This is a genomic window from Chelatococcus sp. HY11 (assembly GCF_018398335.1).
Lineage (GTDB): Bacteria > Pseudomonadota > Alphaproteobacteria > Rhizobiales > Beijerinckiaceae > Chelatococcus.
Genome location: NZ_JAHBRX010000001.1, coordinates 1,534,733 through 1,556,495, shown reverse-complemented (window position 1 = coordinate 1,556,495; position 21,763 = coordinate 1,534,733). Strand labels below are relative to the sequence as shown.

At 59.9% G+C, this 21,763-nt stretch carries 16 protein-coding genes; 8 read left to right on the top strand and 8 right to left on the bottom strand.

All coding sequences use genetic code 11. From position 1 onward, the window contains the following. Positions 1-4 precede the first annotated feature (4 nt). The 5 genes from KIO74_RS07300 to KIO74_RS07280 all read left to right on the top strand — a co-directional run bounded on the left by KIO74_RS07300 (position 5) and on the right by KIO74_RS07280 (position 5,739). Positions 5-742, top strand: coding sequence for an acetoacetate decarboxylase (locus tag KIO74_RS07300; protein WP_213331381.1), 738 nt, complete (start codon positions 5-7; stop codon positions 740-742). Positions 743-1,068: 326 nt separating this feature from the next. Beyond that, positions 1,069-1,662, top strand: a complete 594-nt coding sequence (locus KIO74_RS32625) for a hemerythrin domain-containing protein (protein ID WP_213331380.1) — start codon at positions 1,069-1,071, stop codon at positions 1,660-1,662. Positions 1,663-1,926: 264 nt separating this feature from the next. Then, complete coding sequence (locus KIO74_RS07290) at positions 1,927-2,739, top strand: N-acetylmuramoyl-L-alanine amidase (protein WP_213331379.1); 813 nt, start codon at positions 1,927-1,929, stop codon at positions 2,737-2,739. An 850-nt stretch (positions 2,740-3,589) separates the two neighbouring features. Next, positions 3,590-4,627, top strand: a complete 1,038-nt coding sequence (locus tag KIO74_RS07285) for a LacI family DNA-binding transcriptional regulator (RefSeq protein ID WP_213331378.1) — start codon at positions 3,590-3,592, stop codon at positions 4,625-4,627. 119 nt (positions 4,628-4,746) lie between these two features. Then, positions 4,747-5,739 carry a dienelactone hydrolase family protein gene (locus KIO74_RS07280; protein WP_213331377.1) on the top strand — a complete coding sequence of 331 codons (993 nt, stop codon included), beginning with the start codon at positions 4,747-4,749 and terminating at the stop codon, positions 5,737-5,739. 45 nt (positions 5,740-5,784) lie between these two features. On the opposite strand, the gene KIO74_RS07275 is transcribed toward KIO74_RS07280, so the two are convergent. The 6 genes from KIO74_RS07275 to KIO74_RS07250 form a co-directional block, all read right to left on the bottom strand. Then, positions 5,785-6,561, bottom strand: coding sequence for an ATP-binding cassette domain-containing protein (locus KIO74_RS07275; RefSeq protein ID WP_213331376.1), 777 nt, complete (start codon positions 6,559-6,561; stop codon positions 5,785-5,787). Then, the gene (locus KIO74_RS07270; protein ID WP_213331375.1) at positions 6,558-8,852 is read right to left on the bottom strand and encodes an ABC transporter permease; all 2,295 of its coding nucleotides are present in this window, start codon (positions 8,850-8,852) and stop codon (positions 6,558-6,560) included. The genes KIO74_RS07275 and KIO74_RS07270 overlap by 4 nt, the downstream gene beginning before the upstream one ends. Before the next feature lie 235 nt (positions 8,853-9,087). Further along, complete coding sequence (locus KIO74_RS07265; RefSeq protein WP_213331374.1) at positions 9,088-10,170, bottom strand: substrate-binding domain-containing protein; 1,083 nt, start codon at positions 10,168-10,170, stop codon at positions 9,088-9,090. A gap of 157 nt (positions 10,171-10,327) precedes the next feature. After that, on the bottom strand, positions 10,328-11,278 hold the full coding sequence (locus tag KIO74_RS07260) for a sugar-binding protein (protein ID WP_213331373.1): 951 nt from the start codon (positions 11,276-11,278) through the stop codon (positions 10,328-10,330). A gap of 72 nt (positions 11,279-11,350) precedes the next feature. Beyond that, on the bottom strand, positions 11,351-12,391 hold the full coding sequence (locus tag KIO74_RS07255; protein WP_213331372.1) for an ABC transporter permease: 1,041 nt from the start codon (positions 12,389-12,391) through the stop codon (positions 11,351-11,353). Beyond that, positions 12,391-13,131 carry an ATP-binding cassette domain-containing protein gene (locus KIO74_RS07250; RefSeq protein ID WP_213331371.1) on the bottom strand — a complete coding sequence of 247 codons (741 nt, stop codon included), beginning with the start codon at positions 13,129-13,131 and terminating at the stop codon, positions 12,391-12,393. The genes KIO74_RS07255 and KIO74_RS07250 overlap by 1 nt, the downstream gene beginning before the upstream one ends. A 355-nt stretch (positions 13,132-13,486) precedes the next feature. Between KIO74_RS07250 and KIO74_RS07245 the strand changes: the two genes are divergently transcribed. From KIO74_RS07245 to KIO74_RS07235, 3 genes are all read left to right on the top strand, one after another. Then, positions 13,487-14,245 carry an SDR family NAD(P)-dependent oxidoreductase gene (locus tag KIO74_RS07245; RefSeq protein ID WP_213331370.1) on the top strand — a complete coding sequence of 253 codons (759 nt, stop codon included), beginning with the start codon at positions 13,487-13,489 and terminating at the stop codon, positions 14,243-14,245. 775 nt (positions 14,246-15,020) lie between these two features. Further along, positions 15,021-16,370, top strand: a complete 1,350-nt coding sequence (locus KIO74_RS07240) for a porin (protein WP_213331369.1) — start codon at positions 15,021-15,023, stop codon at positions 16,368-16,370. Between the two features lie 691 nt (positions 16,371-17,061). Next, the gene (locus tag KIO74_RS07235; RefSeq protein ID WP_213331368.1) at positions 17,062-18,348 is read left to right on the top strand and encodes a porin; all 1,287 of its coding nucleotides are present in this window, start codon (positions 17,062-17,064) and stop codon (positions 18,346-18,348) included. 282 nt (positions 18,349-18,630) lie between these two features. On the opposite strand, the gene KIO74_RS07230 is transcribed toward KIO74_RS07235, so the two are convergent. Together KIO74_RS07230 and KIO74_RS07225 are read right to left on the bottom strand one after the other, a co-directional pair. Beyond that, a complete protein-coding gene (locus tag KIO74_RS07230; protein WP_213331367.1) occupies positions 18,631-20,028 on the bottom strand; it encodes an O-antigen ligase family protein in 1,398 nt (465 codons plus the stop codon). Between the two features lie 106 nt (positions 20,029-20,134). Further along, positions 20,135-21,652, bottom strand: coding sequence for an undecaprenyl-phosphate glucose phosphotransferase (locus tag KIO74_RS07225; RefSeq protein ID WP_213331366.1), 1,518 nt, complete (start codon positions 21,650-21,652; stop codon positions 20,135-20,137). Positions 21,653-21,763 lie beyond the last annotated feature (111 nt).

Sequence of the window (21,763 nt, the reverse complement as noted above, 5' to 3'; positions counted from 1 at the left end):
CGTCATGAAAGAGCATGAAGTGCGTGAACAGGCTTTCGCCATGCCTCTGACAAGCCCGGCCTATCCGCCAGGGCCTTACCGTTTCGTCGATCGCGAATATATGATCATCACCTATCGCACGGACCCTGAGCGTTTGCGCGCCTTGGTGCCGGAACCGTTGGAAATCACCGAGCCGGTCGTGAAGTATGAGTTCATCCGGATGCCCAATTCCACCGGATTTGGTGACTACACGGAGACTGGGCAGGTCATCCCCGTCTCCTTTCAGGGACGCAAGGGCGGCTATACGCACTGCATGTTCCTGAACGACCATCCGCCGATCGCCGGCGGGCGAGAGCTCTGGGGCTTTCCCAAGAAACTCGCGTCCCCGGTCCTGCGTGCTGAGATTGATACGCTTGTTGGGACGCTCGACTATGGACCTGTGCGCGTCGCCACGGGCACCATGGGCTACAAGCACAGGGTTGTGCCCGAGGAGACGGTGAAAGCTGCACTGCTGGCGCCGAACTTTCTCCTGAAGATCGTCCCGCATGTCGATGGGTCGCCACGCATCTGTGAGATCGTCGAGTACTATCTCGAAGATGTCACCATAAAAGGGGCGTGGTCAGGACCCGCGGCGCTGTCCCTGGAGCCCCATGCGCTGGCGCCAGTGGCAGAGCTGCCGATCTTGGAGGTCGTGTCGGCGCTCCATATCATCGCCGATCTGACCTTGGGGCTTGGCAAGGTGGTGCACGACTATTTGCGCTGACGGTTCGTACACGCGCTTGTGAAGCCGCTGGGCCGTAACGCGGCGGGGTGAGAGATGCGCTACTTCAGCGATGCTTACCCCGCAGTCGTGCGTAAAATGCAAGTTTGATGGCGGCATTCTGCGGCTGTTATCATTTTGTAACTTTTTAAAAATTCGCCTTATGATTGGATGATCGCATGAATGCTTTGCGATCGCGGCGGTTCTTAGGGTTTCGGCCGCTCCATAATGGTAATTTGGGCATGACCTGATCGAGAAGCGCGTTCGCCCTCGGATTGACGTCCAGGGATGTGCTTTCTCGGCCGTGCCCTGAGGGCGAAAGCGTAGTCATGACATCGGAAAGCCTGTCCTGCGCATTTATGTCGAGGGCTGATCTCGACCATTGCACCGATCCGGTCGATATCCTGTTCGTAGAGCATGCTCGCCAGCGAGCGAAGCTCGATCGCATTATCCGTGCGATCGAAGATCAGAACATCGATATAGCAACTGTGGCGTCGGTCATGCGTCCGTTGGCGGTCGATGCCCCGCTGCATCGCGCTGACGAAGAAGACAGTCTCTTTCCGCTGCTGTTCCAGCGTAAACGCCGGGAAGACAACATGGAGCCCTTGATCAGGCAGCTGCTTGATGAGCACCATGCTCTGGAAGGCGCTGCCACGATGGTCATGGTGCAGCTTGCGAATTGCCGTCAGGAGGGTGGTATCCTCCTCCCCATGGCGCTCCGCGCCGACTTGTTGAAGCTTGTCTTCCTGGCCGAAGCGCATCTGGCTCTCGAAAACGGCATTATGCTGCCCATCGCGCACCAGCGTCTGACGCTTGGCGATCGCCTGACGATCGGGCGTGATTTCCGCTCACGCAGAACACGCTTCCGGGAATTCACCGGGCCTCACCTTGTGCATAACGGTGCGTCGCACATGCGCCACTAGAGAGGGCGGCGGCGGAGATGCCCAATTCTCCAGCGAAGCCTGCCGACAACCTCGTCAAAAGAATCTTGCCGGATCCCGGACGCCTTTCCGCAATAGGGGAGGAGCTATACATCGTCTGCGCTGAGGCCTGAGAACAGATTGTGCCGCGCCACGATCGAAGATCTGGTAGCACGACCCATGTTGCGAGTGGGTAAGTCATGTGGGACACCATCGGCTAGTGCCGCTTCAATGCGAAGGAAGCCTGCCAATGGAAGTCGTTTGCTCATGACAGAGCCGCCAAGCCGCCTGCCCCGTCCGGACAGTCCCATTGCCGAGAAGGTCTTCGCGTCCCCCAATCATGGCGAGCGCCTCATCAATGGCGCCCCACCCGAGGGCACGGGCTTTCGCGTGCCGGACATGCTCATTCTGCATTACACCGGGATGCCGTCGGCGGGAGAGGCTCTGAACCGGCTATGCAGCCCGGTCTCGGAGGTCTCAGCCCACTATTTCGTGTTCGAGAATGGGCATGTCCTGCAACTTGTGCCGGAGGCGCGGCGGGCTTGGCACGCCGGCATTTCGTTTTGGCAGGGTGAGACGGATATCAATTCGGCATCGATCGGTATCGAGATCGCCAATCCCGGCCATCCCGGCGGAATGCCCGCCTATCCGGACGTGCAGATCGCCGCCGTTATTGCTCTTTCACGCGACATCATCACGCGCTGGGGCATACGGGCGGACCGTGTTCTCGCCCATTCCGACGTTGCCCCAGCCCGCAAGCTGGATCCGGGCGAGTCCTTTCCCTGGGAGCGCCTCAATGCAGCTGGCGTTGGGCATTGGGTTCGCCCCGCCGACGTCACAGGCGGGCGCTTCTTCAGTCCCGGCGATCGCGGTCAGCCGATCGAGGCGGTGCAGGCGATGTTCGCCCTCTACGGTTATGGAATCTCGATAACAGGTGTGTACGATACTGAGACAGAGGCGGTCGTGACGGCGTTCCAGCGCCATTTCCGGCCATCGCGTGTCGACGGGATCGCGGATACCTCCACATTGACGACGTTGCGCGATCTTATCGCGGCACGCCAAAATCTGATCACCGCCTGACGCTAGCGCAGCATGAGGCGCAGGTGGTAGCACGAGGTAACCGTCGTCGATTTTTGCGGTGCAGAAACGCGTTCTTGGCGCCGATTTCGAGAAAATCACGAGCTTTCGCGACCTCTGCCGCACTTTTGAATATGGACTTGGAGCGATCCGCAAAAAATAGGACGAAAGCGCGGATTTCCGCTTGCTATGCGGTGCGGTTTCGTGTGCAACTATAGCCCTGCGCCCAAGTCGCAGGAGGAAACAGCACGACCGCCCCCGAACCTGGTTGGGCGGTCTTGCTCTTGTTGAGGGTTTTTCGGGGTCAGAGGGAGCCGCGCGGTGTAGACCGGCGGCGGACATAGTCGCTGCCCTCCCTAAAAAGAAAGAAGGCCGCGCTGATGCGCGGCCCAAGTCTAGGGAGGAAACGCCCAAGGAGGGCAGCGACATGACATCGCCATATCGCAACGCAACATTACTTCGCTGGCGCAAAGGTTGCAAGCGTCAATCTATGCCCTGAGTGCATGGCACCTACACACTGAAATCTGGATAGCACCGCGCCAGCCATCGCTTTATGACGTTCATCCCGACGAAAAACATTTATTTATGAGATGGATAGAGGAAATCGCCATTTCCGGCCAGCGTGACGCTGACATCGCTCGATAGTGGTATAGTGTGCTACGAGTATGCCCGATCTGCCCATGTTTGTCGTGTGTGTTGCCTGAAAAGCACATGTGCTTATGCGCAACGGTAACTGTCCACGCAGTCCGCGTCTCTCGAATTTGGGCATTCGCTCGTCTGGTGAGTGGACTTCATAAATGTCCCGTCGCGCATGAGTTGCGCACCTCAGACAATGAAGGCAGCATGGGACATCATGATTGTTCCCATCGCGCGAGTCACCCTCCAGGACGTTGCCGAAGAGGCGGGCGTTTCCCTTGCCACAGTGGATCGCGTCCTCAATGGACGCCCGGGGGTCAGGGAGCGTACGATGGCGCGTGTGCAGACCGCCATCGATCGACTGGGCTATCGGCCGGATCCGTTGGCGGCAAGATTGGCCCGCAATGAGACGTTTCGCTTTTGCTTCATCATGCCAGCCGGCAGCAATAGCTTCATGCGCCTCCTTGAGGAGCAGATCGCCGCGACAGCTGGTTGGCTGGCGGGGCAGCGTGCTTTCATCGACGTGCGGCGCGTCGATGTCTTTGATCCGGAGACGTTGGCGCAGGCATTGGAAGGGCTCGACACGCGTTACCGCGGCGTTGCGGTTGTCGCCCTCGATCACCCGCGTGTGAGGGGAGCGATCGACGATCTGGTGGGGCGTGGCGTCGCCGTGGTTACATTGGTATCAGACGCCCCTGCCTCGCGGCGGTTGCGCTATGTCGGTATCGACAATACCGCCGCCGGACGCACTGCAGGTGCCCTGCTGGGCCGCTTCGCGGCCGGGCGCAAAGGCACCATAGGCGTCGTTGCCGGTTCTCTCGCGCTGCGCGACCATGCTGAGCGCTTGCTGGGATTCTTCCAGGTTGTCTCCGGGGAGTTCGAAGGCCTCCGCGTGCTCGCCGCTGAGGAGGGCAGGGACGATATCGCCCTCACGCAGAAGGTGGTCGAACATATTATCGTCCGTAATCCCGATCTGGTCGGGATCTACAACGCCGGCGCTGGCCTGCAGGGGCTGGCCGCGGCAGTGCGAGCCGCGCGGCGCGATCAGGACCTCGTCATCATTGGTCATGAATTGACCGGACACTCGCGGCGCCTTCTGCTGCACGGCGTGGTCGATGCCATCATCAACCAGGATCCGGGGCATGAGGCCCGTTCGGCCGCCCGCATTTTGCTGGCGCATTGCAGCGGCGAGCCGATCATCGCGGAGCAGGAGCGCATCCGCATTGACATCTTCCTCCGCGACAACCTGCCTTGAGGCAATAGCAGAGCATGAGGCCCTGGTCCGAGACCAGCACACGGGCCTGGGCTGAGCCATAGAATCGTCGCCATTGTACTGAGCAATCGCATCGGATTCGGCTTGTGGAGGAGATCGAGATGCGCGCCGTTTTCGCCGGGGTGCTGCTATGCATGGCCACCGTAGGCTTATGTCAGGCTGAGCCGGTGTCGGACCTCACGGATGGCCGCGTCGGGTCCGTCGCGTTTGTATCCCGAACGCCAACTGGCCCGACCGAGATGATGGCGGGTGGCGGAAAGCCCGCGACGATCGCCGGGCAGCTGACCATTCCGACCGCGCCGAAAACGCCCGTACCCGCGATGATCATCATGCATGGCAGTGGCGGTATTCTCCCAGGGCGTGAGAATGATTGGGCCGCACGCCTCAATGAGCTCGGCGTGGCGACATTCATCGTCGACAGCTTCCAGCCCCGGGGCTTCGCGAGCACAGGCGACGATCAGAGCCGGCTCCCGCTGGCAGCAAGCGTGACCGACGCATTGACCGCGCTGAAGCTGCTCGCTTCTCATCCGGGCATCGCGACCGACCGCATCGGCATCGTTGGATATTCCAAGGGCGGTCAGATCGCGCTCTATACGACGCTCGAGCCTTTCCGCCGGGCGGTCATAGACGACGATCTGCGCTTCGCGCTGCACATAGCCTTCTATTCATCCTGCTCGATTCCTTACAAATCGGAGACCGTGTCACCGGCGCCTGTATTTCTCCTGCTCGGCGGCGATGATGACTACACCCCTGCGGCGCATTGCGGTCGCTACGCGGATTTCCTCCGCAGCAAAGGTGCGCCCGTGGAGATGTTCGTCTTCGTCGGCGCCCACCATGGCTTTGATTTGCCGACACCGGTCCGTTACCTGCCTCGGGCTCAAACCGCGCGGAACTGCGGCCTCGATATCGCGCTCGACCCTGTCGTAGCTCGGCGCTGGGACTCGGATGTGGTTGTTCCGCCGAGCGATATCGGGGGCTATTTGCGTTCATGCATGCAGCGAGGCGCGTCCTACGGTGGCAACTCCGCCGCGCGGGCGGAAGCCGACCAAATCGTGACACGTGCAGTCCAGACATTCTTGCTGGATCGCAGATAGCCAAAGTCGTGCGCCCCGTGTCGTCGAAGGGGGCTATGGTTGTGTTTAAGCCGCCTTTTTCATCGCTTCGTCGGCCGTCAGGGCGGTGTCGCGCGTGCCCGAAACAATGAGTTCCAGCACCTCGCGTTCGGTTGTATGCGCGATGTAGCGATCGCCGACATTCTCGCCGCGCTTCAGCACCATGATGCGGTCGCCAACCTCGAAGATATCGGTCAGACGGTGCGAGATGATGATCTGCGCCACACCCTGCCGCTTGAGCTCGCTCATGGTTTCGAGCAGCCGCTCCGTCGCCATGACAGACAGATTGGCGGTAGGCTCATCGAAGATCACGACCTTCGGATTGAAGGATATGGCGCGTGCGATGGCCACGGATTGTTGGCGGCCACCGGAGAGGCTCTCGACTTTCTGGAAGACGGAGTTCACATCCACCTTCAACCGGGAGAGGACCGCACGCGCCTCTTCATACATTTTCGGCCGGTCGACGAAGAGACCGAAACGCTTGGGCCAGCGTCCGAGAAAGATGTTCTGTCCGACATCCATGTTCCCGCACAGCGCGAAATCCTGGTAGATCATCTCGATCCCGAGGTCGCGACTCTCGTGCGGGCTTTTGAAATGGGTGATCTCACCATTCACGAGCACATCGCCGCCGTCGCGTGCATAGGCGCCGGTCAACACCTTCATGAGGGTTGATTTGCCTGCAGAGTTATCGCCCACGAGGCCGAGAATCTCGCCCGGCATCAGATGGAGATCAACATCCCGCAAGGCCTGCACGGCGCCGAAAGTCTTGATGATGCCACGCATCGTGATGATCGGGGTGGTCATGCTGCTACTCCTGCCGCGCGGGCATCGTGACGGGCCTGGGCGCGGGCTTGTCGCCGCCGCTTCCATTCTCCCAAGATGTTGTTCTGCCGGAACCAGATGTCACCGATCACCGCCGCCAAAAGAATGAGGCCGATGAATACGTTCATCCAATGTTGTGGCATTACGAAGGACGAGCCGTCGCTGAGGAATATCTGCAGGGACAGCAGCGCCCGGATGAGGGTGATCACGGCCGCGCCGGCGAGCGAGCCGATGATCGTGCCATAGCCACCGAAGATCGAGCCGCCGCCGATGATCACGGAGGCGATGGCGTCGAGTTCGCGTAGCTGGCCGGCGGCCGGATTGAAGCTCCGATAATAGGCGACATAGATGACGCCGGCCGCAGCCGCGCAAAGCGAGGAGAACACGAGCGACAGGAGGCGCACGCGCTGGGTGTTGATGCCCGCATAGCTGGCCGCCCGCTCATTGCCGCCCGTCGCATAAACCTTTTGTCCAAAGGACATGGCACCGAGAACCACTGCGGCGAGGATAGCGACCACGGCGAGGAACAGGGTCTGCACGCTGACCGCGCGCGCCACAGCGGCAAAGGCTCCTGTCGCATGAACACCGAACGATTCGAGTACGACCGAAAGGTTGCGGCCGAGGAGATTATAGGTCTCAGGAAAGCCCGACAGCTGACGTCCAGACACGAGCCAGGCAGCGAGCCCACGCGCGATATAGAACATGCCGAGCGTCGCCACGAAGGCGGGCATGCCGATCTTGGCGGTGAGCCAGCCGTTGAACAGTCCGCAGGCGACGCCCGCCGCAAGCGCCAAAATCACGGCAGTTGCCGGATCGCCACCGAGTTCCTTCATGGTGAAAGCCGCAACCGCGCCTGACAAAGCGAGGACCGAGCCCACCGACAGGTCGATGTCACCATTGGCGATGACATAGGTGAGGCCAAGCGACAGCAAGCCGATTTCCGTGAAGGCCAGAAGCAGGTTGAATGAATTGTCGAGCGAGCCCCAGAAATCTGGTCGCAGCCAGAAACCGGCCGTCCACAACACCACCATCAGGATGATGGCCGCGGCATCACGGCGATGCAGGAAGGCTCGCAAGCCCCGCACGCCGACGCCACGCGCCTCGCTGGCTGCGCCCATGGTCTTGACGCCGACGATGGCTATGCCACCGCTGTCGTGGGATGGAGGCACGTCCCGCCGCAAGAGCCAGCCCTTCAGGCGGCCGAGCACGTTGCCCCGGACGACCAGGGGTTCGAGCAACACGGCGCCCAGCAGGAGAAGGCCAAGGAAGGCCGGCACAGCGCCAGGCGGCAGCTGCGCCATGGCCGCCACTTCCATCTTGACGCCGCCAACATCGATGACGCGTGTCGTGGGCACGCCCTCGCGCAGCACTTTGTCGATGAGCACGACCAGAGCCGCGCCAAGGCAGGCGCCTAACACACGACCGCGTCCGCCGGCGATCGAGGCACCGCCAACAATGACGGCTGCGATGACGATGAGCTCCGCGCCCTGGCCGTATTGCGACGTCACGCCCTTGTCCTGGGCGACATTCATCAGGCCGGCGACCGCCGCGCAGAAAGACGACAGCATGAAGGCACGGATACGCACCCAGCGTGTGTTGATGCCGGCATATTGGGCAGCCTGATCATTGCCGCCAGTCGCATAGGTCTCATAGCCGATGCGGGTCTTCGCAAGCAGCACCGCGCCGACGACCGCAAAAAGCAGGAAGATCAGGATCTGGTTGTTGAAGCCGAGCGCATTGGTCTCGCCGAAGGCGAAGAAACCGTAGTCGCGGGCCTTGATTTCATAGCCGATGGTCTTGCCGCCGGTGAGCCCGAGCACGACGCCGCGGCCGATGAACAGCATGGTTAGCGTGGCGATGAAGGGAGGAACACGCAGAATGGCGACGAGGACGCCGTTGATCAACCCGACCAGAAGCCCAAGGCCAAGGCAGATCACCATGGCCGTTCCGGCATCTATATTGAGGTGGGTTGGCGCGAACATGATCGAGAAGCTGACGGCCACCAGACCGAGCGTTGATCCAACGGAGAGGTCGAGATCGCGATTGACGATCACGAATGTCATCCCCACCGCCATGACCCCGAAGCGTGCAGTGTCGCGCAGAACCGCCGAAATGGCGTCAGTCGTACCGAAAAAGGCGGGGTTGATCAGCACGCCTGCCAGGTAGAGCAGGGCCATGAAGACGAGAAGGCCAGCCTCCCAGCTGCCCAGCAACTGCGAGGGCAACTTCACCCGTCCGGGTGAGGTCGGGCCGGCGGTCATTTCAAGCGACATTAAGCTTCCATTCTCAAACGCGCTGGCGGGGGTGCGCCATCACGAACGCGCATCTGTGCAGAGACGCGTCCGACCGACATCAGTGGCGGGCTGATCGCCCCCCGGAATGCAGTGAGAACCGCCAGAATCAGCTGGCTCCTACCGCGATGGCGTCGATCGTCCGCCACTAGTGAGTGTTCACGTCCGGCAGGGCTACGCAGTGTCGGCGCATCTGCGGGCCCCTCACGCAAATCGATCAGTTTTCGAAGCGCTTTCCGACCTTTTCGACGCTATCCTTGGTCACAAGCTGGGCGCGCGTGTCGAGATTGGCTGCCGAGATGCCCCGGTCGATCTGCAGGTAGAGCTGTGCCACCGGCCAGAAGCCTTGCAGGAAAGGCTGCTGGCCGAGCGAGCCGGTGAGGGCACCCGTCCGGATCTGCTCCTGCTGCTTCGGACCAAGATCGAAACCGAAGGCGCAGACCTTGCCGTTGAGCTTGAGCTGACTGATCGCGTCACCCAGAGCCGGTGTCACGAAGCCGTTCGCGGCGAAGGCCCCGACCACGTCCTTGCGGCTTTCGATCAGCGTAACGATCGAACCGACGATATTGTCTTTGTCAACGTCGATTCCGATGTTCTGGGGACCGGCATCGACCTTGAAATCCTTCAACTTACCCGCCGCGTTCAGCGCCTTCACCGTAGCCTGAAAAGCAGCCGTGATGCGGTTGTTGACCTCGACATTGCCGAGAGTGGTCGTCGACGGGAAGATGATGCTCCCGCCCTTGACGTCGTTCTTGATCAGGCATTGCGCGAGCGCCTCGCCACCGATCGCTGCGGCGCCGGCATCCTGGCCGGTATGCGAGATCTGCGAGCGGCTGGCGAGATTGGGATCGAACGAATTGGTGGTCGCGACAGGGATGCCTTTGGCCTGGAGCTTCTTGACGATGTCGTCATAGGCGCCGGACTGCGGCGTCGTCATGATCACGCCGTCGATCGTCGGGTCATTGATCACTTGGTTGATGATCTCGATCTCGCGCGGAATGTCGTCGACGGGAGCCTCGGAGCCGAGCGTGATCAGATTGATCCCGAAGGCGTTGGCCGCTGCCTTTGCACCGACATAGGTCGGGTCGAAGAAGCCATTGCCAGCGGTATGCGTGATGATGGCAAAGGTCAACTTGCCATCCTTCGAGTTGAAATTCTTGGTGTCTGGCGCTTCCTTCGCTGCGTCTTCGAAGGAATAACCACCTACAGCCTTCGAGAGCGCGCCGGACTGAGCATGGGCCGCAACGCTGCCCAAGGAAACGCCAGCCACAAGCGCGGTGACAAGAGCGAAGGTTTTCATTTGATGCCTCCCCAACGGGTTATTTGATCGAAAGCCGGACAACCTTGCCCGTGCCTGTACATGTTTATGCTGGAGTAATCTTTTGCAGGAGTGATACCGATGCTTGCAATTCGTGCGGCGGGTGATGGGAGAGCTGACCTCTCCCATCACGGTGGGCTCATTTTAGAAACTCGGCCACATTGTCCTTGGTGACGACATCGAGGCCGACATAGGTGATTGGCTCGACCTTCTCGCCCTTCTTCAGCGCCAGCAGCATGTCCATGGCTTTCTCGCCCATCTCGAATGGCCGCTGCCCGACGAGCACATTGGCATAGCCGTCGCGCAAGAGTTCGAGCTCCACCTTGAGCGTGTCGGGCATGACGAGCGCGAGTTTGCCGCTCTCATAGTTTTTCTTGTGAGCGTTCACGAAGCCCTTGTAGGCCTCGGGAGCAAAGAGCGCCCAGCCGCCGACGGGCACGACCGCATCCACGTTGGGATTAGCGGTGACCATATCGCTGAGTTGCTGAACAGCGAGCGCTGAGTCGTCATTGCAGTAACTCGGTGATCCGCTCGCTTCCTTCCATCCAGCCGCTTTCACCACCTCATAGAGACCGGCGAGCCGCTCGTTCAGGTTCTCCGCAGCCGGTCCGCCGGATTGCGTGATGAAGGTGCCTGGCTGCGGCTTGCGCTTGATCAGTTCGCGCCCGAGCTGACGGCCCATCTCCTTGTTGTCGGTGCCGACATAGGCCTGACGCGCGGATTTCGGTGAATCGGCATCGAAGGTGATGACAGGAATGCCTGCGTCACGTGCCTGCTTGATGACATTGATGGCGGCTTCCGCGTCGGACACTGAGATCGCCAATCCGTCCACCCGCTGCGTGATGAGATCCTGGATGATCTGCACCTGGCTTGCGGGCTCGTGCTCGATCGGCCCCTTGTAGATGCACTCGACATTGCCGAGTTCCTTCGCGCGCTTCATGCATCCGTCACGCGACAGGTCGAAATAGGGATTGTTCATCGCCTTCGGGACGATGGCGAAGCGCATTTTCTGCTGCGCCATGGCCGATGGCGCGAACGCCGGCGCTGCGATGGCGACCGCGGCGAGAGCCGTTAAAATGAAGCGTTTCATCAATTTATCTCCCTGTCTTGCGGATGAGGCTTATCGTGCCCCTGATATGCACGTGCTGGCGGCCGATAGTATTCAGGCCGCCCGTAGACTCCTTAGACGGTCGACGATGGCAGCGAAGATAATGATCATGCCGATGATGGCGGTCTGCCAGTAGCTGTCCGCGCCGGCCAGCACGAGGCCGTTGCGAATGACCTCGATCAGCGCGGCGCCGATGATTGCCCCCACGGGACCGCCGGTTCCGCCCGCGAGATTGGCGCCGCCGATCACCGCGGCAGCGATGATGGTGAGTTCGTAGCCCGTTGCCAAATTGGCCTGCGCCGCGCCAAGCCAGCCCGACATGAGAATGCCGGCAAAACCCGCCGTCATGCTGCAGGCGACATAGACGCCGATCTTGACGCGCTCGACGGCAACTCCGGTCAACGCGGCTGCGCGTTCGTTGCCCCCGATGGCAAAGATATGGCGTCCTGCTGCGGTGTGATGCAGCACGAAGGCCATGATCGCCGCTCCGACGAGAAGATAGACGAGCGGTATGGGCAGTCCGAAAAGCTTGCCATTGGTGAGCGCGTAGAACATGTCGACCCCGGGCCCTCCCGGTGCTTGGCTGCGGCCCTTGGTGATGACGTAAGTAAGGCCGCGACAGATCGACAGCATGCCGAGGGTTACGACAAACGGGGACAGTTTAAGGCGCGCGATGAGCAGCCCGTTGACGAGCCCGATGCAGCCCGCGATCGCCAGTCCGATGAGGAGCGCAAGCGGCATGGAGACGAAACCGAATGCCGTCTCTGCGATCCATTTCATGACGATCATCGTCACGACGGCCGTCAGCGCCATGACGGATCCGACCGAGAGGTCGATCCCGCCGGTGATGATGACAAGCGTTGCTCCGAGCGCCACGATGCCGACATAGGAGAAATTCTGCGACGTGCGCAGAAGGTTCTCCGGGCTCAGGAAATTATCAGCCACGAAGGAGATGGCGACGGTGATGATGAAAAAGGCAAGGACGACATAGGCGGTCTGTGACGCAAAAAAGCCGCGCTGCCACCAAGCCGCGCGGCCCACATTGGTAAATCCGCTTTCGCTCGTATGTCGTCCAGCCGTCGACAAATCATCCATCAGGCGGCCTCCTTGGCCCCGGTGATCAGGGCTGTGACCTCTTCCGGGCTTGAATTTCCAATAGGTTTGTCCGCCACCTTGGATCCGCGTCGCAGCACCACGACGCGATCACAGACGGTGAAGACATCCGGCATGCGATGCGAGATCAGGATGACTGCTATGCCGGCGTCGCGCAGGCGGCGGATCAGATCGAGTACTTCTGCGACCTGACGCACCGAAATTGCCGCAGTCGGCTCGTCCATCAACACGAGCTTGGCTTTCTTCAGCCTGGTCCGGGCAATGGCAACGGCCTGGCGCTGGCCGCCGGACATCTGCCGCACGAGGTCATCGGCGCGCGTTTCTGACTTCAGTTCCTGGAAAAGCTCCGAGGCACGCTTGTTCATCGCCGCGTGATCGAGAACCGTAAGAGGCCCTAGCCGTCGCTTCAACTCGCGGCCAAGGAAGACATTGGCCGCCGCCGTCAGATTATCGGCGAGAGCAAGGTCCTGGTAGACCACCTCGATCCCGACCGAGCGTGCATCGATCGGGCGAGAGAAATGCACGTTCTGATCATCGAAGACCATCGCTCCATGCGAGGGCGGAAAATTGCCCGCGATGATCTTCACGAGAGTCGATTTCCCAGCGCCATTGTCACCCATCAGGCCGACGACTTCGCCGGCGGCGACCGTCAAGTCGATCTCCGACAAGGCGCGTATGGCGCCGAATTCCTTGCTCACCCCCTGCAATCTTAGGAGCGTCAAGTCTCTCTCCCTCGTCTGGTTGCTGGCCTTCAACGGGCGAATTGACGTGACGATGCCCAAAGGCTGTGTCTTCCGCAAGCCCTCATTTGGTCCAATAGCGTAGAATAATGACGTCCGATGGTCAGGTATATTATCCTATTACCCTTGCAGACACTTTTGGAGGCATTTCGATATAACAGTCTGATATGACAAAATAATATTGAATTTATGTTTGTTTCGCACCAATGAAGCCGGGGTGATTTGCGGGCTGGTTCACACGTGCAGGGTTGACGTACGGCCCGCTTTCCCCGCCTCTTGAGAGGCGATCATCAGAATGGGAGCCGGTCCAATCGCGGCCGGCCAAGGAGGGCAGCCCATGTCAGCGATCTATCCCGATTTAGCCAACAAGACCGTTGTCATAACAGGCGGAGGCTCCGGCATCGGCGCGAGCATCGTGAGACGTTTCGCGAGCCAGGGCGCCAAGGTGGGCTTCCTTGATATAAAGGACACTGAATCCCGCGCGCTGGTGGATGAGCTGCGCGCAGCGGGCGGCACCGTCCATTTCGAAAAGGCCGATGTGACGGATATCGACGCGCTTGTTTCAGCGATTGCCGCGATCCGTACCCAATATGGGCCGATCGACATTCTTATTAACAATGCAGCTCATGACGAGCGCCACGCGACGGAAACCGTCACGCCCGCCTATTGGGACGACCGTATCGCCGTAAACCTTAAGCACCAGTTCTTCGCCGCGCAGGCCGTTTTGCCGGACATGAAGGCCAGGAAAAGCGGGGTCATCATCAATTTCGGCTCGACCTCATGGATGGTCGGCCAGGGAAACATGGCCGTTTATACCGCGTCGAAGTCAGCGGTGATTGGCCTTACCCGGTCGCTGGCCCGTGATTTCGGGCCGGACAATATCCGCGTCAATGCCATCGCACCCGGCTGGATCATGACGGAACGGCAGATCGAGAAGTGGCTGACGCCTGAGGGCGAAGAGGAGCTGATGCGGCGGCAATGTTTGAAGCGCAAGCTGATTCCCGATGAACTCGCGCGTTTCACCGTATTTCTCGCATCGGAAGAAGCATCAGCCTGCACCAACCAGCATTATGTCGTGGACGGTGGTTGGGTTTAGGCGAAGCCAACTGCTTCGTATGCAGGAGATTTCCGGTGCCGAGGTCGGCTGTCCCTGCTGGTGCTTCTGCGCAAAATGCAAAGCGCTGGGGTGTTTGCAACCCTAGATTGTCAATAGCCCCGGCGATTCGTTTGAGAGGTCAGTGCCGCCCTTGTCCGGTGCCGACGCCGGCCGCGGATAAGTAGGTTCCTTGTCGCTGCCCCATTGTGTGCGTGAGCTTGCAGCCTCGTATGTCCTTTCGACTTCGGGTTCTTCAAAGTGAAGGGCCTTCTCGGCCCGACGAGGAGCGCTGAGCGAGTGGACGCGACGCAAGCTGGCCATGCGCGTGTCCCGAGCAGTGGTGGCGGCGGCGATGGGCGTGGCCTTGATTCTCCGAATCGAGCGGTGGCGATGCCGCATTTTTTGAGGCGTTGAGGACGCGGAAGTGGATTGTGCAATGCGGCAACTTATTGTTGAGCGCTCGAGCAGGCGGAAATGGCCTGCTGGCTGGGCGTTCAAAGTGTCGTTTATGCAACAACGGGGTCAAAAACACCCGCAACCCGCCGTCTATGCCTTGGAACCGATTGAACCTGAGGCGTCCGTCCAGCATGGTAATGAGGCGTCGGGGGCACCCGTTACGCATCGCGGGTTAAACCGCTGGCATGGGCTCCAAGGAGCAGATGACCGGAGGATAGCCCACTAAAAACGGGGAAATAGGTACCTTTGAAGTTCAGCTGTCGGTTGTGCTTCGAAATTAAGCCTGCTCCCAATGGGTCTCGATTTTTTGGAGGTCAGAATGAAGCTCGTTAAGAGCCTTCTACTCGGTAGCGCTGCAGGCTTCGCCGCGGTTGCCGGGGCTCAAGCCGCAGATCTTCCCATGACGAAGGCTGCGCCGGTTGACTACGTTCGCGTTTGCTCGGTCCACGGCGCGGGCTTCTTCTACATTCCTGGCAGCGACACCTGCATCAAGCTCGGCGGTCGTGTTCGTGCGGAGTTCATGTATCAGGAGCCGTTGAACAACGGTCTTGGACAGGGCCGCAATCGTGACACGACCGGCTTCCGTGGCCGTGGTCAGCTCGACGTTGATGCCCGTACGTCCTCCGAATGGGGTACGATCCGCGCGTTCTTCCGCTTCCAGCTGACGCGTGATTCGGGCGTCTATCGTGCGACCTATGCCGGTCCGCAGGGCAGCACGACGAACTCGAACCTGGATAAGGCTTTCATCCAGTTCGCAGGCTTCACAGCCGGTATCGCGCAGTCGTTCTTTGATTTCTACGCTGAGTCGCTGAACTGGGGTACTGCTCCGGGCATCATTCCCGGTTCGGACCAAGGGGCTACACAGCTCCTGGCTTACACCGCTACCTTCGGTTCAGGCTTCTCGGCGACGATCTCGCTCGAAGACCGCAACCAGCGGGCAGTCGGTGGCTCGACCACGGGTTATTACACTTACAATAGCGCTGGTCAGCGTATGCCCGACGTCGTCGGTGTCCTCCGCGTCGATCAGGGTTGGGGTTCGGCTCAGTTGTCGGGTGCCGTGCGTCAGTTGAATTCCTCGTTGCTGGATTACAACTATGGCACCTACGTCGGCAGCAGCCGCGTCGACAACAAGTACGGTTATGCCATCCAGGGTGGTGTGAAGATCAACCTGCCGATGCTTGCCGCTGGTGACCAGCTCTGGTTGCAGGCCGCTTATGCGGAAGGCGCGCTGAGCTACCTCGGTGTGACGGGCACGCCGGGTATCGGTGGTCTTGCGAACTTCTTGCCGGTCTCCGACTACGTGATCCCGGTCGTTACTCCAGTTGCGGGCGGGCCGTCCTACGCGACAAGCGGCGTCAAGCTGACCAAGGGCTGGAACGTTCTCGGTGCATTCCTGCATTACTGGACCCCCAGCCTGCGTTCGACCCTCTGGGGCAGCTATACTTCGGTTGACTTCCCCGGCCAGGTTGTCGCGGGCAGTGTCTATCGCGACTTTAAGGTCTTCCAGGCAGCTTCGGCTTTGATCTGGTCGCCCGTGAAGGCGATGGATATCGGTGTGGAAGTGCTCTACGCCAAGGTCGACGCCAAGCGCAATTGGGCGTCCCCTGTCTACCAGAAGGGCAACGAAGATCAGTGGCAGGGTCGTCTCCGCTTCCAGCGCGATTTCTGATCCCCATCAGAACTCTCTGAGTTCATGGAACCCCGGTGCTTGCACCGGGGTTTTTTTATTGACGCGAGCCTGTAGCTCAGACCGTCGGCCTGCGCATTAAGGGAATGATGCAGGCGATGCTTGCGGAGGGCCGGCAGATCTCTTTTTTGCTAAAGGCGGCACCTGCGCTGGCCGATGCGGACCTGAGGAGGTCAAACTCGTTCCCGTATGTTCGTCCCAATATGGCCCGGCCGCGTTCGAAGATTGAAGTTATGTTTGTCGAGATTTTAAAATGTACTTTTAATTTATATTACTTTTGATCATCGGCGCCTTTTGTATAAGAATGTTCAAATACTAAGAGATGGATGACCGGTTTACGATTGTTGTTGGCGGATTTATATTGTAACCGAGACGTAAAGCGCCCGGTCCATGGAGGGAAATTCGGCCCGTTGCGGCATTCTGGCTGTTTATTGGGCGAGAATGGAGCGGATTCTGCGTATTTGTATATGGATATTACTATATTATATCCATTATTGCTCAAATATTAGGCTTTATCGAGTTAAGTTGAGTAATAATTATTCATATACATGTTGCTCTTTTGCAGCATATAAAGCCTTGCTGAATTCAATAGATGATTTTAATCGACGGGGGTTGAAAGCCGCGCGTAAAGTGTTTTTGGATACTACGGCCCTTGCCGTTGGAGGAGACTCTAATGCGTCTGGCTTCTGTTGTGCTTTTGAGCTCAGTTGCTGCTTTTGCCACCATGTCGCAGGGCTCGGCAGCTGATCTGCCGATGACCAAGGCAGCGCCTATCGACTATGTCCGGGTCTGCTCCATTCACGGTGCAGGCTTCTTCTACATCCCCGGTGGCGATGTCTGCCTGAAAGTCGGCGGCTATGTTCGCGCTGAGTATCTTTATGCGCAGCCGAAGTGGTCGGTGCCCGGCAATGGCCGTTCTGCCGACGCCACCGGTTTCCTCGCACGTGGCCGCCTCGAGGTCGATGCGCGTTCATCGTCTGAATGGGGCACGATCCGCGCCTTCTTCCGCTTTGAGCTGACGCGCACGACAGGTGCCTATCGCGCCTTGGGCGTGCCCGCCGGCAGCGTCACGGACTCGAGCCTCGATAAAGCCTTCATCCAGTTCGCCGGCTTCACGGCGGGTGTTGCCCAATCGTTCTTCGACTTCTACGCCAACGACCTGAACTACGGTGGCTCGCTCGGCTCCGATAATGGGCAGACCCAACTGCTGGCCTATTCCGCCACATTCGGCTCCGGTTTTTCCGCGACCATCGCGCTTGAGGATCGAAACCAGCGTAATGTCGGAACGAGCTACTACAGTGCGGCCGGTCAGCGCTTGCCGGACGTTGTCGGCAATTTGCTCGTGGACCAGGACTGGGGCTCGGCGCAGCTCTCCGGCGCGCTCCATCAGCTTAACTCCAGCACCATCTATGGTTCGAATGTTTATGGCAGCCGAGTCGATTCGACTTATGGCTTTGCGGTTCAGGGTGGCGTGAAGGTTAAACTGCCGATGCTGGCCGCCGGTGACTACCTGTGGCTGCAGGCCGCCTATACCGACGGTGCGCTCAGTTACATCGGTATCAACGGTGACCAGGCCATCGGGCCCTTGGTGGGCATTGCCGCGGATGGCGTGATCGTCAACGGAGACATCAAGAAGACCAAGGGCTGGAACGCTCTCGCTGCGATGCTCCACTACTGGACACCGAACATTCGCCAGAGCGTCTTTGGTGGCTATACGAAGGTCAACTATTCGGGCGCGGTGACCTCCACCTATAATGGCCTGAGCGACTTCAACACCTGGACGGTGGGGTCCAATCTCATCTGGTCACCGGTGAGCGCGATGGACATCGGTGTGGAGGTTCTCTACACCAAGCTCGATCCGAACGGCCGCACGCTTGTCTACGACAATGGCGTCACCGCGATTTACAAGTCCTCTGAGGATCAGTGGCAGGCGCGCCTGCGCTTTCAGCGGGATTTCTGATCGCAGGCCGACCCGCAGGGCTTACTTGCACTAAAGTTTCAAAATGGCGGCCACTTGTGACCGCCATTTTTGCTTTACGAGATGCCAGCTCGCTCGTAGGTCACGGTGCCAACCGCTTCCCTAATCCCGTATCGGAGCGTTCGATCGCCAAGCTGGGTATCCACGGCCCATTTGCTGTCTCTGATGATCATGCGGCGAGGTGACGAAAGGCGTGAAAACGCGCTGGCTCTCTTTTGGCCTGAAGCTGGCCCATCTCAGGGATTGCCTCATTCGGAGCAGCGGTCACCCTATGCGGTCGCTCTGTCGGGGCGTGTGGCCCAGAGCTCGCGTTTGATAGGTGAGGACTTGCTGGGGCTGAGGCCCCAGCAGGCGTAGTGCGTTGTCAATCGTCGGAACGCTTGCCGTCGCGAGGGTTTTGCTCGCGGCCGCGATGCCCCAAGTCAATCCCAGCATGAGGTAGAATTGGCGCCAATGGTCGGTGTCGATCTGGAAGCCCTGGATCGTTATCACGATCAGAGCGGACCAGACGGCAATGGCATGGGATTGCAGGGGGCTGCGCCGGAAGACGGTGCGCCAGGCAACGATCCACGTTGCTATGATCAGGGTCAAATAGGAAAGGCCGCCCAGCCACCCATAGGATGCAAAGGCATTGATATAGACGCTGTGCGGGTCAGCGTTGAAATAGACGTGGAACCGCAGCGGTCCAAGGCCGTTCACGTGCTCAAGCAGAAGCGGGATGCTGCGCAACTGGTTGCCGAAGCGGCCGGTGGTGCCTTCGTCGTAATCCTGTGACAGAGAGGCACGCATGGTGAAGATCTCGCGCACATCGTCGATGGATAGGGCAATGCCCAGCATGACCACGAGAACGGCGATACAGCCAAGCGCATAGACAATCATCATGCGCCTCTGGGCGAGAGTGGCGCCGGTGACAAAGCTGAGTGCGAAGAGGAGCGCCAGCGCGCCAACCAGGTCCGCCCAGGCACCCCTTGAGAACGACAGGAATAGTGCCAGCAGCGGCACGCTGAGCAGGGCAATCGTCTTCAGGACACCGCTTCGCCGCTCGATGAAACCCTGGACGATATAAACGATGGGCAGGACCATGTAGGGGCCCATGACATTCGGGTCCTTGAAGGTACCCGACGCTCTTCCGTAGACAGTGAAGATGCTGCCAAGACCAGCCACGTCGAAGTAGCCGAGAAGGCTGGCGATGCCGGCGGGCCAGGCGGACCAGATCAAAGCCGACCGTATCGTCTCCAGACGCCGTTCCGGTTCATGTGTGAGGATCGAGGCGAAAAAGACGGACGTCATCGCGAGATAGAGCGAGATGACGATGAACATGACACTGCGGCTTTCATCGAGGTAGGGAATTAGCGCGAAAGCCCCTCCCATGTTGAACAGTGTCAACAGAACGATCATCGGTGCCGCGCTTGCGGGAACCCGGAAGCCGATGAGAAGCGCGACCACCAATGCCAGTGGAAACAGCAGCTCATAGAGGGACGGCTCGATCAGGACGAACGCGCCAGCAAAGACGAAGAGCCAAAGCGCGAGGCTATCGAGGCGTGCTAGCGAAATGCGTAGACGCAGCCTGTGCCGCGGAGCTTTCCGCCTGGCAGCCGCTCCCCTTTCCAATGTGTCCTGATTGGTGCCGCGCGCTTTGGCTATCGGGTGAGCCTGGGCCATGGTTCCGCCAGCAGGGACTGCAGGGGACGGCAGCGTCGCACGACAGGCGCGGCTCCCGCTTGGCGAGCCACGACCTTCTGCGTATCCAGCCTGGACATGTGTGCGTTCAATAGGCGTTCTCCGTGGAGAGCAACGCAAAGGGGGTCCGCGCCAGGATATAGAGATCGAAGAGCACGGACCAGTTTTCGATGTAGAACAGGTCATGCTCGACGCGGCGCTGGAGTTTTTCTTCCGTATCGGTCTCGCCGCGCCAGCCATTGATCTGTGCCCAGCCCGTTATCCCGGGCTTCACGCGATGGCGCGCAAAATAGCCGTCGACCACCTTGTCGTAGAGCCGGTTTTCAGCCTTGGCCTTGACGGCATGGGGGCGAGGTCCGACCAGCGAAAGGTTCCCCTTGAACACCACATTGAATAATTGTGGCAGTTCATCGAGCGAGGTCTTTCGGATGAAACGACCCACGCGTGTCACGCGGGGATCCCCCTTCGTGACGAGCCGGGCCGCATCCGCATCCGACTGATCCACATACATCGAGCGGAACTTGAACACCTCGATCAACTCATTGTTGAAGCCATAGCGCTTCTGGCGAAAAAGGATCGGGCCGCGTGAGTCGAGCTTCACCGCGATCGCGGTGGCTGCCAGCACAGGCGAGAGGAGGATGATGAGAAGCGCGCCGACGATTTTGTCGAAGAGCCATTTCAGGACCAGATCCCAATCGGCGATCGGTTTGTCGAACACATCGAGGACAGGCACGGCGCCGATGTAGGAATAGGCGCGGGGACGCAATCTCAGCTTGTTGCGGTGCGCCGCGAGCCGGATGTCGATCGGCAGCACCCACAGCTTCCTCAACATGGACAGGAGGCGATCCTCCGCCGTGATCGGCAGCGTGAAGATGACGAGGTCGAGATGGGCGCGCCGGGCAAATTCAACCAGATCGCTCACATTGCCGAGCTTGGGATAGCCGGCGACGATGTCGGGCGACCGTTCGTCATTGCGGTCATCAAAAACGCCACAAATGCGCAGGCCCGTGTCCGGCTGGGCATCAAGAGCGCGAATGAGCTCCTCCGCTGCCGGTCCTCCACCGACAATGGCCGTGCGCCGATCGAGGCGCCCGGCCCTGGTCAGCGCCTTCACGGCATAGGACAGGGTGACGCGTCCGGTGACCAGAAGAATGAGGCCGACGATGAACCAGCTCGCGAGCCAGACGCGCGAGAAATCCTCCCCGCGCTTCGCAAAGAACAGGGCTGCCATAAGGATGAGAAAGATCCCGCACCATCCACCGAGGAGGCGTAGTCCCTGGGTGAGCATCGCGCGGAAAGAGCTGATGTGATAGATCCCCAGCGCTTGGAACACGATCACAGTCAGCATCGCGATGGCTAGGATCGTGAAGCCGTGGATTATCGGGAACTGGCTGCCGGGCTGCAGATAAAGCGCGTGCACGGCGAGGCCGGTGGCGGCGACGATCACGAAATCCACCACGCGCGCTATTCCCGCCAGCACAACGGGGGAATAGGTCGGCTTGACGGGGCGTGCGGCGATCTCCTCGGCGAGGGGTGTCAGCGGCCGCTCGGCATCCTCCGGGAGGATCGGCTGCTTGAGAAGATCACGAATATCGTAGGTAGGCATAGGCCGCCTCTTTGCCGGCTTAAGACCCCGCATGGGCCGACGAGCATCATCCACCACGACGTATGGCGACGGGCACTTCGGCACAAATGCCTAATTGATAAGCGTCACGGA